Origin of the sequence: Agarivorans sp. JK6 (assembly GCF_045277145.1) — a bacterium.
Classification (GTDB): domain Bacteria; phylum Pseudomonadota; class Gammaproteobacteria; order Enterobacterales; family Celerinatantimonadaceae; genus Agarivorans; species Agarivorans albus.
Window position 1 is genome coordinate 3,842,149 of record NZ_CP113525.1, and the last position, 16,751, is coordinate 3,858,899.

At 45.2% G+C, this 16,751-nt stretch carries 9 protein-coding genes; all 9 read right to left on the reverse strand.

Features of this window, described 5'->3' with window-relative positions:
• Nucleotides 1-28: 28 nt before the first annotated feature.
• On the reverse strand, nucleotides 29-718 hold the full coding sequence (locus OV592_RS17680) for an SIMPL domain-containing protein (RefSeq protein ID WP_406609511.1): 690 nt from the start codon (nucleotides 716-718) through the stop codon (nucleotides 29-31).
• 25 nt (nucleotides 719-743) lie between these two features.
• On the reverse strand, nucleotides 744-2,675 hold the full coding sequence (locus tag OV592_RS17685) for an EAL domain-containing protein (protein WP_406609512.1): 1,932 nt from the start codon (nucleotides 2,673-2,675) through the stop codon (nucleotides 744-746).
• 9 nt (nucleotides 2,676-2,684) lie between these two features.
• Nucleotides 2,685-3,356 (reverse strand): transglutaminase-like cysteine peptidase, encoded by a 672-nt coding sequence (locus OV592_RS17690; RefSeq protein WP_016403953.1) that lies wholly within the window; start codon nucleotides 3,354-3,356, stop codon nucleotides 2,685-2,687.
• Between the two features lie 4 nt (nucleotides 3,357-3,360).
• Nucleotides 3,361-3,966 (reverse strand): OmpA family protein, encoded by a 606-nt coding sequence (locus OV592_RS17695; RefSeq protein ID WP_016403954.1) that lies wholly within the window; start codon nucleotides 3,964-3,966, stop codon nucleotides 3,361-3,363.
• Nucleotides 3,966-5,261, reverse strand: a complete 1,296-nt coding sequence (locus tag OV592_RS17700; protein WP_016403955.1) for a TolC family outer membrane protein — start codon at nucleotides 5,259-5,261, stop codon at nucleotides 3,966-3,968. The genes OV592_RS17695 and OV592_RS17700 overlap by 1 nt, the downstream gene beginning before the upstream one ends.
• A 48-nt stretch (nucleotides 5,262-5,309) precedes the next feature.
• Nucleotides 5,310-6,704 (reverse strand): HlyD family type I secretion periplasmic adaptor subunit, encoded by a 1,395-nt coding sequence (locus tag OV592_RS17705; RefSeq protein WP_152780436.1) that lies wholly within the window; start codon nucleotides 6,702-6,704, stop codon nucleotides 5,310-5,312.
• A complete protein-coding gene (locus tag OV592_RS17710; RefSeq protein ID WP_406609513.1) occupies nucleotides 6,697-8,856 on the reverse strand; it encodes a type I secretion system permease/ATPase in 2,160 nt (719 codons plus the stop codon). The genes OV592_RS17705 and OV592_RS17710 overlap by 8 nt, the downstream gene beginning before the upstream one ends.
• Nucleotides 8,857-8,938: 82 nt before the next feature.
• Nucleotides 8,939-15,223 (reverse strand): retention module-containing protein, encoded by a 6,285-nt coding sequence (locus OV592_RS17715; protein ID WP_406609514.1) that lies wholly within the window; start codon nucleotides 15,221-15,223, stop codon nucleotides 8,939-8,941.
• A gap of 433 nt (nucleotides 15,224-15,656) precedes the next feature.
• The gene (gene fbaA / locus OV592_RS17720; protein ID WP_016400870.1) at nucleotides 15,657-16,733 is read right to left on the reverse strand and encodes a class II fructose-bisphosphate aldolase; all 1,077 of its coding nucleotides are present in this window, start codon (nucleotides 16,731-16,733) and stop codon (nucleotides 15,657-15,659) included.
• Between the last annotated feature and the right edge of the window lie 18 nt (nucleotides 16,734-16,751).

Sequence of the window (16,751 nt, forward strand, 5' to 3'; positions counted from 1 at the left end):
TAATAACCAAATCACTAGTTTGGCGCAGCTACTCTTCGGTTAGCAATTCAAAGCTCACATCAACACTGTCTCTATAAATAAGTTGAGCAGCCTGATAAGAGCCAGCGTTAGCATCGGTTGCTGCTAGAGTAGCGCGTTCTATCTTCATCACTGGAATAGCCGATTGGTTGCGGTAGTTAACTTCAACCACCGGTCCTAGCTGGCCTTCATAGCCTTCTGCCAACTGCTTAGCCTTAACATAAGAATCGTTCACAGCCATAGCGCGCACTTGTTGCTTGTACTGTTCTTCTTGTGAGCTTTTGTATTGTAGCTGACGCACTTCATTCACCCCACTCAACATAGCTGCATCTAGTACTTGAGTTAGCCCGTCTAGGTTGGCCAGCTCAACAATAATACTGCGCTGCGCGCGATAACCCACAAACACCCGTTCTCTGTCTTGGTATTTGTATTCAGCCTGAATTTGCAGTTGGCTGGCTTCAAAGCGGTCAGAGTCAGTTAATAAATTGGCGAGGTTTGATTGAGTAACTTTAACTATTTTATCTACCTGCTGTTTAGCATCACTGGCCGTTTTTGCCAGACTAGTAGCATGTAAGTCCACCTGCACTTGGTCGGCAATTACCACTAACTTAGCCTCGCCACTAGTATGCAGCAAAGCGGCAAATGCCGGAGAGATGCTAACACTGCAGGCAACCAAGCCCACTAACAATAATTTGTTCATTATTTACCTCTGCTCATTAGTGCACTTAATCATTCAACGTAAAACGCTGAGGAGGAGCAACATAACCTTGATAGGCGTCTACTGGCAAGGCCGACAGCAGTTCAACTTGCTGTTGATTTTCGACTCGCTGTGCCACCGTGATAATTTGTAGGTTGCGTGCGGCTCTACATATCGCACTTAAGAAGTGGCTATCGCCATCTTCGGCCAAGGCCTGTGCTGTATAACCATAGTCAATTTTAACGTAATTAGGTTTAACCCGACTTAAGTAGTTTAGAGAGTTTAGATTACGCCCGTATTGATCAATACCAATTTGGAAACCCAACTCTCTTAAACTGTCTAAACTGGCTTCTAACTGGGTATTCTCTTGCAAAAAAGCCGTTTCTGGAATTTCAAAGGCCATTCGCGATGCCACCGCTTGATACTGCTGTGCCAGTTCTACTAACCACGCTAAAAAGCTCGCTTCGCTAATGGCCGATAACGTTAAGTTAATCGCCAAGCTTAAGTTATTGTCTTGCAGCAAAGCTCGCGCGGCTTGCTCAACCACCATTTGGTCAAACTGAGCGCCCAACCTAAATTGCTCAACCGCCGGCATAAACTGACCAGCAGCGTAATGCTGAGCATCCACTTCAATGGTGGTAAACAACTCGTGGTGCAATACTTTGTCACTATGAATAAAGTTAACTACTTGCGCCTTGTAAGCCAAGCTTTGGCGACTAATGGTATTTTCAAGTAGCTGCTTCCATTGGCTACGCGGAATATGCGTATGCTCAACATCAGCCAAACTAAAGAAGCCTTCGCGCAACTCGCGAGCGTTATGTAACGCGGTATCGGCTGCGGTTAATAGCTCGCCTATGTTTTCATCTTTTTGGCGCAATACTAAGCCCATCACCAATGGTCGAGGCATGTACTGCTTCCACGTGGCTAAGCGGGACAATAAATCTTTATTAATTTGCTCAGCGAGATCCAACAGTTGTTGTTGATCGAAACCCTCGGCTAATACTGCAAATTCTAAATTGCTAATGCGGGCAAATACCAAATGCTGCTGTTGCTGGGTATAAGCGGTAAACAGCTCCCCTACAGAATGAATAAACTCATCCCGAGCACTAAAACCATCGCGCACGTGAATGGCTTCAATAATATCGAGAGACAATAACGCAACCCCACCCACTCCGGACTCAGCTAACCAAGATTTGCTTTGATTGATGAAGTAAGCGCGATTACCTAAGCCTGATACCGAGTCTTGAAACGCTTGCTGGCGCAAAGCGCTAGCTTCTTGTACTTGGCTTTCAAACTGCTGGGCAATGTTATCCGACATATGGTTAATTGCACCCACTACACTGCGCAACTCTTGAGTATGTGGCAACGGAATTGTTTGGCCAAAATTACGCTGCTCAATTAACTTAGCTTGCTGTTGAATTTGCTCCAGTGGTTTTAACAAATAACGCAGCGCCCGCATTAATAGCAACACCGTTGCTAAATACCCCACGACAAATAGCTTTGCTAAATCAACCATGGCGTTCCACAGTTGCAAATAAGCAAAACCAGGGTGGCCAACTACTTTTAGTTCGCCTAGCTGCATCCAACCACTGGTTAATACCTGCTCTTGAGCGCTGGGCTGAAATAGTTCAAGTGAAGTAAACCACTCGGGCACGCCATCGATAGAGCGAGAGTTTTGGCGGTCGATAAGGCTGTCATCGGCAAACAACTTAAGACTAATTTGCTGATAGTAGCCACTGTCGAACATGGCGTTAATTACCGACTCGGCACCTATTACATCTTCATCTTCTAGATAGGGGCTTAGGGATAAACCTAAAGAAGTGCTTGTATTGTTTACATCTGATAGTTGCTGCTCAGACAAGTAGCTACGGGTATTGCCAATTTCGATACTAAATACCACAGCCAGCAGGCCGCCGTAGATAAGCAGTACCACAATTAACAACTGGCGATATAAGGTCATAGTGTTCCCCTAAGCATCGAAATTCTTTACTGGTTTTTTGAGTTTATTTAGTCGCCAGCGTTGCTGGAGATCGGTCCAAAGCTTAAGACGACTAGATTTGCCGGCTAACTGACCACGGCCTTTTTCTTTCATCAACCACAAGTGCTGACCATTAAAACTGTATATAGGTACTAGATCGCCACGTTGCGTCGCCGGCAATATATTTGGATTGATGTTATCGAGAATAATCGGTATTGATGAAGGCGTTTCATAGTATGCCACCACCATATGAAATTGGTTGTAAGTAAGCGACTTTACATAAACCAAGCGCATCTTTTCATCACTCACGCCCAGTTCTATTAATGAGAAGTATTTGGCAATGCTAAAGTCGTCACAATCTCCGGCTGCGGCGCCCAAGAATTCGACGGGAGTAGCCCAGTAGTCTTCTTGCCCCCACACATCAATATCATCAACAAATTGCATTTGATTGAAGAAATCATTAATGGAGCGAAGCTGGTCTGCTTCGCTTAAGTCATGACCATCGTTGATGGTTTGGCGCCAAGCTCGAACTCTAAGTTCGGCTTTTTCACCATAGAAATTACGAACTGTGCTGGCGAGTTCTTCTAGCTGGTAAGCGGTAGCAAATAACAATATTGGCCAAGCCAATACTGCTATCCACCACCTAGCTAAAAGCCCTCGCATTAGCCTATTGCTGCTTTAAGTGCGGCGTATAAATTGACCAGCGAGGAACCGCTTCGCGGTATTGTTCTTGTACAAAAATTCGAGCTCGGCGATTAGCTGCTTCTGCCTGTTCTGAATCACCAGCAGCCAACAACTCCTCTTCCCCAATTGCTTCTAGCTCAATGCGCTCTGCGCTCACAGCGTAATCGTCGATTAATTGCTGGCGTACACTTGCGGCACGACGTTTAGACAGCTTAAGGTTGTAAGACTTACTGCCACTAGCGCTAGCGTAGCCTTCAACACTGATTTTCACCTCTGGATACTTCTGCATAAAGTCGGCAACTTGTTGAAGCTGCGGAGCATATTCATCAGTTAGCTTGCTTGAGTCGTGGCCAAAAAAGACCATCAACTCATAACCATCATCTACGCTTTGGAACTCTGAACAGCCATCGTTATCAACCGCTGCACCCGCTTCGGTATCTGGGCAAAGATCGCGCTCATTGATAACGCCATCACCATCTTGGTCTTGGCGGTCGTAGTTAGCAGGCTCAGCCTGGTAAGTATCAGCAGTTTGACTACACGCAGTTAAGGCCAAAACAGCCGCTGCGACAATTAAGCTCTTGTTTTTCATTAAAAAGTCCAGTCCTCTGGTCGATTAACACGTAAAGCCTCAAGCAATAAGCCTGTGGCATTGAGTAAACGGTATTTCGCGCGAAGTTCATCAATGTCGGCACTAATGAACTCATTTTGCGCTTCAAATAGTTCATTTTCGGTATTCAGTACATCTAACAGGCTACGTTTGCCTAAGTTAAATTGCTTTTTGTAGGCTTCAACGGTTTGAAAGCTCGCCTCAACATGCTGTTGCAGAAAGGATTTTTGACGAACCAATACATCCCAAGCATTCCAAGCTAAACGGGTACCCTCGCTAACTTGGCGATGTGCGTCTTCGCCCACGGCTTTTGCACGATTAACATCGTAAGCACTGCGGCGAATTTCAGCAGCATCACTGCCACCATTAAACAAGTTGTAACGCAGGCGGAGCATCGCGGCTAACTCATAATCTTTAGTATCATCCAAACCATTTTGGTTACGATCCCAGTTACCATCTAACTCCAAGGCAATTTCTGGATAGTTGTTAGCTTTAGCTACGGTAGTTTGTGCGTTCGCGGCAGCAACGTCGTATTGAGCCGACTTAAGGGTTGGGTGAACATCTAAAGCCGCGGCAAGCGCTGCATCAAGGTCGGCAGGAAGCAAGGCGACATCGGCCCCCGGTTGCACTAAATCTTTGGGTAACTCGTTAACCACTCGCAAAAACTGAGTTTGCGCGTCCATCAGGTTATTTTTTGCCGATAACGAGTTGGTGGTTGCTCGGGCAACACGGCCATTTACTTGGGTTAGATCAGCACTAGAACCAACGCCCGAATCGGTGCGTTTTTTAATGTCTTTTTGAATGGCCAAGTGAGTTTGCAGATTACTTTCGGCAAGTTCCGATAACTGTTGCTGCTTTATTACTTCTAGGTAAACATCAACTACCCGCAAGGCAATGTTTTCAGCATCATTATATAACAGCCATTGATCGGCCAAGGTTTCGTTTTCAGTACGAGTAACCTCTCCTGACGTAGCAAAACCACTAAATAGAAGCTGGCGAATACTCACGCCAATTTCTGTGGGATTAGCACTATTTACGCCCAGAGTTTCAGTTTCCCGTTGGCCCCAACCTGCACCAGCGGTGAGATCTACCGTTGGGTAGTAACCGCCTTTGGCACTTTGGTATTGCTCGCTGCTGGCCTTAAATTGATTAAAAGATGACTGCAGCTGTGGATGCTCGGTAAGCACTTTAGCTACCGCTTGCTCCAATGACTGTGCTGAAGCCAAGTTACAAGACATCAATAGACCAGACGCTAGGGTTAAGGTCAGCTTATTCATTAACACTCCTTGTCGTAGGCTAACCAAAGGGTTAGCAAACAGACTTTCTTATCGTTCGCGTAGCGCTGATTGTTGCGCTTTAATTATTGGTTTTAGCAAATAATCTAAAATACTTTTCTTGCCAGTGATGATATCTACACTAGATAGCATGCCGGGAATAATAGGCAATGGAGCTTCATCATTCCCTAAATAGTTTTTATCGGTTCGTACCCTGACCAAATAATAACTATTCCCTTCTTCATCCAAAATGGTGTCGGCACTAATATGTTCTAGTTGGCCGTCCAATCCACCGTAGATAGAAAAATCGTAAGCACTGAATTTAACAACAGTTTTAAGCCCTGGCCGAAGAAATGCAATATCTTTTGGCTGAATTTTCGCCTCAACTAAAAGGTTATCTTCGATCGGGACAATTTCCATGATGCTCATACCTGGCTGGACGACGCCGCCAACGGTATTAATGTAGATTTTCTTTACCGTGCCTTTTACCGGAGAAACCACCGAGGTTCTATCAACCCTATCACGCAAGCCAACCTGCCCCTCGCTTAAAGGTTGTAGCTCTGCTTCAATTTGGTTGAGCTCACGGCGAGCCTCACTAAGAAAGTTAAGAGCGATATCTCGGCGTTTATAAATGGTTTCGCCGATGGCGCTGTTGATCTTTGGTTCTAGCAACTTACTGCTTTGCAGCTCACCATTTAAATCGTTGGCTTGGCGGCGTAGTTTTAATATCTCAACTTGCGAGACAATGCCTTCTTCGGCTAAAGGCTTGGTAATTCGCAATTCTTCTAGGACAAGATTGTAACTAGTATTTACATGGGTAATTTTGGACTTAAGCTCAAGTAGCTCTTGCTGCTTTTGCTCTATTTGACCAGCAGTAATGGATAACTGATTTTGTAATGCGCTTAAACGTGCTGACTTTTGCAGCTGCTGGCCAGTGACTTCTGAGGGGTATTGCTGTTTAAACTCATCATCAAAGGCAATGTCGACTTCAACAACTTGCACTTGATCACGCCACTGCTGCGTTGGTAATTCTGGGTTTAATTGAATACTGGCAATTTCACTTTTAAGACGAGCCACGTCGCCTTCTAGATTAATCACTCGTTGTTGTTGTTCTCTAAAGTCGGAACGAAAGCGGGTATCGTCAATTAATAATAAGGGTTGAGCTGGCTCAACTTGCTCACCTTCTTTAACCAAAATCTGCTTGAGAATACCGCCTTCTAGATTCTGAATGGTTTGAATTTGTTGCGAAGGAATGACCTTACCGCTGCCTACTGTAACTTCATCAACTTTGGCCCAGTGAGCCCAATACAGTGCGCAAGCTAGCAAAACAAAAATAAGCCACAACAAACGCTTAGAACGACGTGGCGTTTTCATCAAAATAGCAGCATTAATATCGTCAACAAACTTTAGCTCAGCTTCCGAGAGGTCCTGCTTGCGCTTACTCATTTGGCGCCCTCACTTTGCCACTACGCAACAACTCTAGTACTTCTGCTTTGCTGCCATCGGCAACCACTTGGCCTCGTTCGAGTACAATAATCCGATCAACTAAATCCAACATCGACATCTTGTGGGTAATCAATACAAAAGTTTTATCTTCAGCGACTTGCTTCAAACGCTTTTTGACGAGATTTTCTGAGTAGGCATCCATGCTGCTGGTTGGTTCATCCAATACCAATACTGGCGGATTAAACAACAGTGCTCGTGCTAAAGCGACAGCTTGGCGCTGCCCACCCGATAGATATTGACCACGCTCGCCGACTTGTCTGTCTAAGCCTTCTGGGTCCACATCGGTAAATTGAGTAACACCAGCCAATTCAGCGGCTCGGAAGATTAACTCATCTTCAATATGCGGCACGCCTAAGGTGATGTTTTCACGAATAGAGCCAAAAAACAGATTGATGTCTTGCGGTAAGCAGCCCATTTTTTGTCGAATATCTGCTGGGCTAATTTGGTTGAGATCTACACCATCGAGGCGAATAGCACCATGCTGAGGCGTATAGAACCCCAATAAGACTTTCTCTAAACTGGTTTTCCCAGCGCCAATTTTGCCAATAATCGCAACTTTTTCTTTGGCTTTTAGAGAGAAGCTTACATTCTTAAGTACTTGCTGATCGCTACCAGGATAGGTAAAGCTCACATCCGTAAAACTGATTGCTCCGTCAAAATGAGAACGATGCATATAACGCTCTAAGTTCTCATCGGGCAATTGCATAATATCTTCGAGGTTTTCCAATGCAGATTGTGCTTGGTTATAACGTGTTGCGAGTAAAGATACTTGAGAGAATGGCACTAAGGCGCGACCAGTGAGCATAACAGCGGCAACCAAGCCGCCCATCGATAACTCACCTTGAGAGATTTGGAATACCCCAACAACCACAATCAATACCGTGGTACTTTGTGAGACAAAGGCGTTAACGTTACCTACCGAAGTGGCTAGCTTGCGAATAGCCATGTTCCAAGTGGCAATGTTACCCACTAACTCTTCCCACTTGTGTTGAAACTGACTCTCAGCCCCAGCCAATTTCAAGGATTCAATGCCGTTTAAGCTTTCGATAAGATGGGCATTTTTTTGACTGGCAAAGCGACTACCCAACTCAACTTCTTGATGCATTTTGCGTTTAATGTAAAAAGAGTAAAGTAGCATCAGTAGAGCGGCACCAGCGGGCACCAGAGCTAATGGCCCAGCCACCATGGCAATGACCAATAGGAACAGCAAGGAAAACGGTACATCGACCAGGGCAGCAATGGTTGACGAAGTAACAAACTCCCTAATGGAATCAAACTCTTGTACGTTCTTAGCAAAAGCCCCTACCGAAGGCGGCCGCACTTCTGCTTTGATATTGAGTAGCTTTTCGAAGATCCGCGCAGAGAGCAAAATATCAGATTTTTTCGCCGCTAAATCTAAGGTGTAAGCGCGCATTTGCTTGAGAGCGAAATCAAACACCAGCACCAAGGCCATACCTGCGGTAAGTACCCATAAGGTATCAATCGCCGAGTTAGGTACCACCCGATCATAAACATTCATTACAAACAGCGGAGAGGCTATAGCAAACAAATTAAGAAACAAGGAAGCGACCAAGGCATCACGATAAATGGGCGCTGAGCGACGCAGGGTATTCCAAAACCAATGGCCTTGTTTATTGCTTAATGACTCTGGAGAACGAGCATCAAAGCGATAACGCTTACGAACATAACAGCAAAAGCCAGTGTAATCTGGTTCAAGCTTATCTAAAGATATGTGTTCATGACTATCGGGAAGCTCCGGCCAAGCGACTTCTATGCCTTCTTCAGTTCGTGAAAGCAGCACACAAGAACGACCATCTTTTAGCAGCAAAATACAAGGTAAGAGCAATTCAGGTATTTTGTTAATTGGCTTTTTAACGATAGAGGCGTCCATACCGGCACGCAAAGCGGCACGAGGCAATAAGGCTGGTGTAAGCAAGCCTTCCTCTAAAGGCAGGCCAGCAGATAGCGCGCGCGCAGAAAAAGGTTTGCCGTAATACTTAGATAAAAACACTAAACTACTCAGTAAAGGGTCTGTTCTTTCTGCGGTTAAATCTAAATCGCGATATTGCTGCTGTGGGTTAGCGTCCTGCACCGAGCGTCCTTTCCATAAACAAAAACATCAAGAGTAAGCCTTAGCTTACTCTTGAATCTACAATTTCCCAAACCTTAAGCGGCTAGTTATCTACATTAAGCTGTTGATCTTCAATTAATTGGCTCAAAATCTCACTATCGCTCATGCCTGAGAAGTCTACATCTTTAAGGGTAATAGTTTGATGAACACTTTCACCATTACTGGCGCCGTCTTTATCGATTGAGATAATCGTCTCAACATTACCGCCATTATTGACCGTTTCAAAAGACAGATACGATTCTAAGCTTGCCTCTGTTTCACCTTGCAGCAAATCACTTAAATCAAGCACATCGGCGTCGCCATCAGCTTTTAAGGTGAAATCAGTTACCGTATCGTTACCGGTAGATTGATCATCACCATCTAACCAAGCAAACATGTCACTGTCATCACCACCGGTAAGAATATCATTACCTTGGCCACCTATCAGCAAGTCTTCTCCAACATCACCATCAAGTTGGTCGTCACCCGCATAACCAACTAAGGCGTCATCTCCGGCATCACCATCAATAACATTAGCCGCCTCATTGCCTACAAGTACTTCATCACCCTCGCCACCATCAATTGAGCTACCTTGAACACCAATAAGCTCTGCAGTGGTTGTATCTAAGGCACCACCATCACCTATGATGCTATATTCAAATTCCTCCTGGGTATCGGTAAGCGCTGATTTTTGATAAACAGCACTGCTAGCATCAATGGTTAGATGCATCTGATAAAAACCGCTATCGGTGTCATCATCGGCAACGATTTGTATGTAATATTCACCTTCTTCGGTTGCAGTAAAGCTACCTCTAGGTCCCTGCCAATCTTCTTCGAATTTGGTAGTACCGTTATCAGTGACTAAAAGATTTCCCTCTGCATCATAAATGAAGGCATCTACTTTGACCCTTTCTTGACCAGAAATAGTGGCCATATTTGCCCACAGCACTTCACCTTCCGCTAAAGTAACTTTAATCCAATCTTCATCGGCATTTGTTACTGGGTCGTTATCATTTACCAACTCACTTTGGTAGGTGAATGAATAACCTCCCGATACGATTTGAGGAATATTTCCGTCATTTAGGCTAAATAGGGAACGGTCACTTAAGTCCACCGCATCGTGGCCATTAAAATCAACAAAGCTCACATCTTCAGCAGTTGCGATAATCGATAACTCTTCGATTTCAAAGTTGCTATCGTGAATACCTAAGCCAACTCCGTCATCTGAATCAAACAAGATTTCATCACTACCACTTACCGAACCACCAACGGCACTGCCTACTCCATCAAAACTGATGTCGTCGCCAGTATCGTTCCAGAGTAGTGCTAGGCTTGGTACGCTTATAGTGCTGCTACCATCTTGATTGGTAATAATCACATCGCGGTTAGCATCAACCACTGCTTCAAATACAGTGTTAATTTCGATACTAATAGAGCTTGTGTCACCATCAAAATCGGTTACGGTTACCGCAATGTTTTCTTGTTGTCCCCATCCATCGCCACCAACATCAAGCTCATAAGAGTATGCGCCGGTTACAAAGTTAAGCAGCAGAACTCCGCCTAAAGCAGTAGTAATACTGACGTTTTTCTCTTGCTCTGGAACTGCACTAGGATCATAGCTATACGTTACATCGTCTACTGTAATGGCACTTACGTAACCATCATCAGCACCAACCATGAAGCCGTCTGTAGAGGCGGTTTGCAGTAAACCAAGTGAAGCATCAACTTCAGCTTCAAGGTAGCTTTCAACAAGTGTGGAAGATAAGTCTGTTACATCATCAACGATGAAGGCAAATTCATCTGTCGCAGATTCTGAAGCCACATCCTTCAATACATCTAAATCTGCCTGACCAATGCCAATGCCGTAGCTTGTATCAATATTGTCTTGAACAAACTCATCCCATGCTGCAAGGCCATTGGAGCCGTTATACTCAACAGTATCATCAATACCGTAACCAAAGTTTGGCTCACCATCAGAGATAAAATACAGCAAGGTATTGTCAGCTTCTGGCTGCTGAGCACTGGTACTGCTTGAAATCACCTCATTAAGCGCAATATCGTAGTGAGTACCACCACCTGAGCTCAAATCTTGTAAATAGCTTAAAGCGTCTTCAACGTTATCGCTGATCCAGCCGCTGCTTATTACAGAATCAGAGAAGCCAACAATTTGCACATTGACGTTACCTGCAGCATCAGCTTGTTCTATTAAATTAGACAAAGCTTTAACGGCGATTTCTAGGTAGTTTAAGCCATCACCGTGTTCACCATTAGTCATACTGGCAGAAGTATCTAAAACCAGAACAAGGTTGGTCGTTACCAATAATGGGCTTGACTCTAAGCTATGAGAAAGGTCGTGGCCAATTGGAGCATCGTCTTCAATACTTATTTCTAAGCTTGCTTGAGTAACAAAGCCCGAAGTTGGATTAGCCACCAAATAGTTAAAGCTTTCGCTTACTCCATCACCATCTAAACTTGAACTCTCTAGCTGATACTCGTAATCACCTTTACTAAAACCATTGTAGTCTTGGGTATAAACGCTTAACTGCCCTTGAGCAGTACCAATCGTAATTACGCCATTCGCGTCAGCAGTATGCGGAATACCCTGATAAATCACACTGCTTAACTCTAAACCGTCAACTAAACCATCATCATTTGCTAACAAATTACCTGTGGCTGAGCTAGTTTCAGTACTAGGTGCAGAACCACTGACCAAGCCAGACTCATATACTTGAGCGCTGTCGTTGGACAAGTTAACGACATTGCCGCTTACATCAGCGCTGCTTTCCGCGCCATGTTCATCTTGTAATACGTATGAAAACTCGACTAAGCCACTACCATTTGCACTGGCTGTATAACTGATAACTCCAGCAGCAGTTACATTCACCACTCCATTTGGTACAGAGATACTTTGAGCGACACCAGGAGTTAGATCTGTACCCTGAATTGATTTAACGCTGATTGCATCGCCTTCCAAGTCGCTATCGTTAGCAACAAGGTCAAGCAAAACTGTCTCTGATGATGCAATATTAGCGAAGCTATCATCTTGTGCGTCTGGCGCATCATTCACAGGGGTAATGTCTAAATCGGCAGTACCTGTGCTAATGGTGGCGTCACCATCGCTAATGTCGTAGCTAAAGCTCACGCTGCCATCATCGTTCTCAGCTGGCGTATAGGTCCAAGTACCGTCGTTGTTGTTGGTGAGCGTGCCATTACCATTAAGGCTTAGGTTGCTCACCGATAAATCCGCTAGGTCATTATCGATATCACCGGCATTAGCCAAGAGCTCCGCTTCGGTGATCACTCGACCACCCACTGCATCTTCAGCCACTGGGTCTAACACTACGTTACTGGTGGTAGGTGCATCGTTCACAGGCGTAATGTCTAGGTCGGCAGTACCTGTGCTAATGGTGGCGTCACCATCGCTAATGTCGTAGCTAAAGCTCACGCTGCCATCATCGTCTTTAGCTGGCGTATACGTCCAAGTGCCATCGTTATTGTTGGTGAGCGTGCCGTTACCATTAAGGCTTAGGTTGCTCACTGATAAATCCGCTAGGTCATTATCAATATCACCGGCATTAGCTAGGAGCTCGGCTTCGGTGATCACTCGCCCACCCACTGCATCTTCAGCCACTGGGTCTAACACTACGTTACTGGTGGTAGGAGCATCGTTCACAGGCGTAATGTCTAGGTCGGCAGTGCCTGTGCTGATGGTCGCTTCACCATCGCTAATGTCGTAGCTAAAGCTCACGCTGCCATCATCGTCTTTAGCAGGCGTGTAGGTCCAAGTGCCATCATCATTATTGTTGGTGAGCGTGCCGTTACCATTAAGGCTTAGGTTGCTCACCGATAAATCCGCTAGGTCATTATCAATATCACCGGCATTAGCTAGGAGCTCGGCTTCGGTGATCACTCGCCCACCCACTGCATCTTCAGCCACTGGGTCTAACACTACGTTACTGGTGGTAGGTGCATCGTTCACGGGGGTAATGTCTAGGTCGGCAGTACCTGTGCTAATGGTGGCGTCACCATCGCTAATGTCGTAGCTAAAGCTCACGCTGCCATCATCGTCTTTAGCTGGCGTGTAGGTCCAAGTGCCATCATTATTGTTGGTGAGCGTGCCGTTACCATTAAGGCTTAGGTTGCTCACCGATAAATCCGCTAGGTCATTATCGATATCACCGGCATTAGCTAGGAGCTCGGCTTCGGTGATCACTCGGCCATCCTCAGCATCTTCCGCCACTGGGTCAAGAACCACATTACTGGTGGTAGGTGCATCGTTCACCCGAATAACATCTGCCATATCGCTGGCAGAAGCAGTCTTGCCATTGGCAGTAACTTCTACACTAACGTTAAGTTCTGATAAATTCAGCTGGTCATTGTTAACCGCGGCCACACCGGCATCGGTGAGTTTTACTTGGTTGCCATCAAGCACCAAGTAGCCATCGCCATTGTTGAGCAAGGCGTAGGTCTGCGCATCACCTTCTGGATCGCTAGACGTAAAGTTAGCTACTACAGTATCAGTAGAAACGGATTCTTCAGTGAGCGTTTCAGCGGTAACGCTAATGCTTGGACCTTCATCCACACGAGTAATGGCAGCTGTATCGCTATCGCTGGCAGTTTGACCATTGGCGGTCACTTCTACACTAACGTTCAGCTCTGATAAATTCAGCTGGTCATTGTTAACCGCGGCCACACCGGCATCGGTGAGTTTTACTTGGTTGCCATCGAGCACCAAGTAGCCATCGCCATTATTGAGCAAGGCGTAGGTCTGCACATCACCTTCTGGATCGCTAGAGGTAAAGTTAGCTACTACAGTATCAGTAGAAACGGATTCTTCAGTGAGCGTTTCAGCGGTCACGCTAATGCTTGGACCTTCATCCACACGAGTAATGGCAGCTGTATCGCTATCACTGGCAGTTTGGCCATTGGCGGTCACTTCTACACTAACGTTCAGCTCTGACAAATTCAGCTGGTCATTGTTAATCGCGGCCACACCCGCATCGGTCAGTTTGACTTGGTTACCATCAAGTACCAAGTAGCCATCGCCATTGTTGAGCAAGGCGTAAGTCTGCGCGTCACCTTCTGGATCGCTAGAGGTAAAGTTAGCTACCACAGTGTCGGTAGACACGGATTCTTCAGTGAGTGCTTCTGCAGTGACGCTAATGCTTGGACCTTCATCCACGCGAGTAATAGCGGCTGTATCGCTATCGCTGGCCGTTTGGCCGTTTGCTGTAACCTCCACACTGACATCAAGTTCAGTTAGGTTCAGCTGGTCATTGTTAACCGCGGCTACACCGGCATCGGTCAGTTTGACTTGGTTGCCATCAAGCACCAAGTAGCCATCGCTATTGTTGAGCAAGGCGTAGGTCTGCGCATCACCTTCTGGATCGCTAGACGTAAAGTTAGCTACTACAGTATCAGTAGAAACGGATTCTTCGGTGAGCGTTTCTGCAGCGACACTAATGCTTGGACCTTGGTCAACCGGAGGTGTAACTCCATCGTCTGTGCGAGCGATGCTTACATCAGCGCTGTCACTTGCTGTCAAACCATTTGCTTCAGCTTGTATTGTAATGTTTAGAGACGTCAGGTTTAGCTGATCATCATTTACTGCTGCCACTCCCGCTTCAGTTAGCTTTATCTCATTGCCATCGATGACAAAAAAGCCTTGAGGATCATTAACTAGGCTATGAGTGATCTCATCACCATCGGGATCGCTAGAGCTAAATGTAGCCACAACAGTATCAGTATCAACGCTCCCTTCGGTAATAGCTTGTACGCTTAAGCTAATAGTTGGCGCTTGATCAGGGCTTGGTGCTGGAGGGGGTGGCTCATTGGATGAGTTATTTATTGCTAAGGGCTCTGTAGCTTCGCTGTCTGTGTCTGCGAGCTCAGAACTGGTAGCTGGAGGTTGCGTATCAAAACCAGCTTGAGCGATGGTCTCAACGCCAATTCTTTCGATAGTTACAAATCCACCATTACCGGCCGAGGAGCCATCTCCTGCGGGAGCATCACCTGCAGCAGTGGCCTCAAATAGTTCGGTCGGGTCGGCCCCTTCCAAAATGGCTTGTTGTAGCGCTTCTACATCAAGGTCATTGGCTGCATTTAACTGCGAAAGTGTTTGGCTTGGATCAAATTCAGGTAATTGAGTAGCGCTATTATCGCCCAGCACATATTGGTCATCACCATAATAAAAACCAAGTTGCGCGCCTTGAGAAGTTATAATCAATTCTCCAGGCGCAATAGTATCTCCCGCTTGGAGGGGTCTAATGTTGCCTTGGGCATCTACGGCAAACGCTTGACCCTGAATAGATACAATGGTTGCACTTGAAGTTGCAATGCTCTGTTCCATTTGATTATTCCTTTCAATCTTTTTCGATACGCTTGCTGTCCGCAGCCCGCGACTCACGCCAATTTATTGGACTTAGAGTATAAATTTTAGCCAATACTGCTAGTTTTAACGAATGAATTTTTCTAATCTTGCTCTAACAAGCACCATAAACGCTTGAATCACATAGTTATTTTTCACAACGAACAAGAATAAATAGAGTTAATTCATTATCTTATGAAGCTAAAGTAAAACAATCATGAACTAAAAGCGAGAAAAATGAAATGCTTGAAATTGTTTAGAAATGGAGAATTGAGAACCAGAAAAAATGTATAAAAAAGTTTACAAAAAAGAAAAGTGTTAGATTATTAATTAGTTTTAAACTATTTACTGGGCGACCAAAAACAATTAAGGCCCACCGAAGTGAGCCTTAATTGATAAGGTCTTGATGACTAAATTACAGTACGTCTACTGCATTTAGGTCAGCAAAAGCTTTTTCTAGGCGAGTAACCATGCCTGATTGACCAGCGCGTAACCAAACACGAGGGTCGTAGAACTTCTTGTTAGGTTGGTCAGCACCTTTAGGGTTACCGATTTGACCCTGCAAGTATTCACGGTTAGCCGCTTCATATTCACGGATACCATTCCAAGTTGCCCACTGAGTATCAGTATCGATGTTCATTTTGATAACACCGTAACCAATTGACTCTTGGATTTCAGCTTCTGAAGAACCTGAACCACCGTGGAAAACAAAGTTAAGTGCATTTGGTGCAATACCAAATTTCTCTGCACAGTAAGCTTGAGAATCACGAAGAATAGTAGGAGTAAGTACAACGTTACCCGCCTGGTAAACACCGTGTACGTTACCGAAAGAAGCCGCAATAGTGAAACGAGGGCTAATTGGGTTAAGTTTTTCGTAAGCGTAAGCTACGTCTTCTGGAGAAGTGTAAAGCTCAGACGCGTCCATATCAGAGTTGTCTACGCCGTCTTCTTCACCACCAGTACAACCTAGTTCAATTTCTAGCGTCATGTCCATTTTAGCCATGCGCTCTAGGTACTTACCACAGATCTCAATGTTCTCTTCTAGAGACTCTTCACTTAAGTCAATCATGTGGGAAGAGAATAATGGCTTGCCAGTTTGTGCGAAGAACTCTTCACCAGCGTCTAGTAGGCCGTCAATCCAAGGTAGCAATTTCTTAGCAGCGTGGTCAGTGTGAAGAATCACAGGAACGCCGTAAGATTCAGCAATTGCGTGAACGTATTTAGCACCAGCTACAGCACCTTTGATTTGTACTTCTTGTCCTTCAAGTTTCAGACCTTTACCAGCGAAGAAACCTGCACCGCCGTTAGAGAACTGAACTACAACTGGAGCTTTAACTTTAGCAGCAGCTTCTAGAACACCGTTGATTGAGTCAGTGTTAACTACGTTAACTGCTGGCAAAGCGAATTTGTTTTCTTTAGCAATTTCGAAAACTTTCTGTACGTCATCACCAGAGATTACACCTGGCTTAACTGCGTCAAAGATCTTAGACATAGCAATGGTTCCATTTAG

Bases quoted from the DNA above. Each gene is read 5' to 3' on its own strand.
- OV592_RS17680 (WP_406609511.1), bottom strand. From the start codon at position 718: ATGAACAAATTATTGTTAGTGGGCTTGGTTGCCTGCAGTGTTAGCATC.
- OV592_RS17685 (WP_406609512.1), bottom strand. From the start codon at position 2,675: ATGACCTTATATCGCCAGTTGTTAATTGTGGTACTGCTTATCTACGGC.
- OV592_RS17690 (WP_016403953.1), bottom strand. From the start codon at position 3,356: ATGCGAGGGCTTTTAGCTAGGTGGTGGATAGCAGTATTGGCTTGGCCA.
- OV592_RS17695 (WP_016403954.1), bottom strand. From the start codon at position 3,966: ATGAAAAACAAGAGCTTAATTGTCGCAGCGGCTGTTTTGGCCTTAACT.
- OV592_RS17700 (WP_016403955.1), bottom strand. From the start codon at position 5,261: ATGAATAAGCTGACCTTAACCCTAGCGTCTGGTCTATTGATGTCTTGT.
- OV592_RS17705 (WP_152780436.1), bottom strand. From the start codon at position 6,704: ATGAGTAAGCGCAAGCAGGACCTCTCGGAAGCTGAGCTAAAGTTTGTT.
- OV592_RS17715 (WP_406609514.1), bottom strand. From the start codon at position 15,223: ATGGAACAGAGCATTGCAACTTCAAGTGCAACCATTGTATCTATTCAG.
- fbaA (WP_016400870.1), bottom strand. From the start codon at position 16,733: ATGTCTAAGATCTTTGACGCAGTTAAGCCAGGTGTAATCTCTGGTGAT.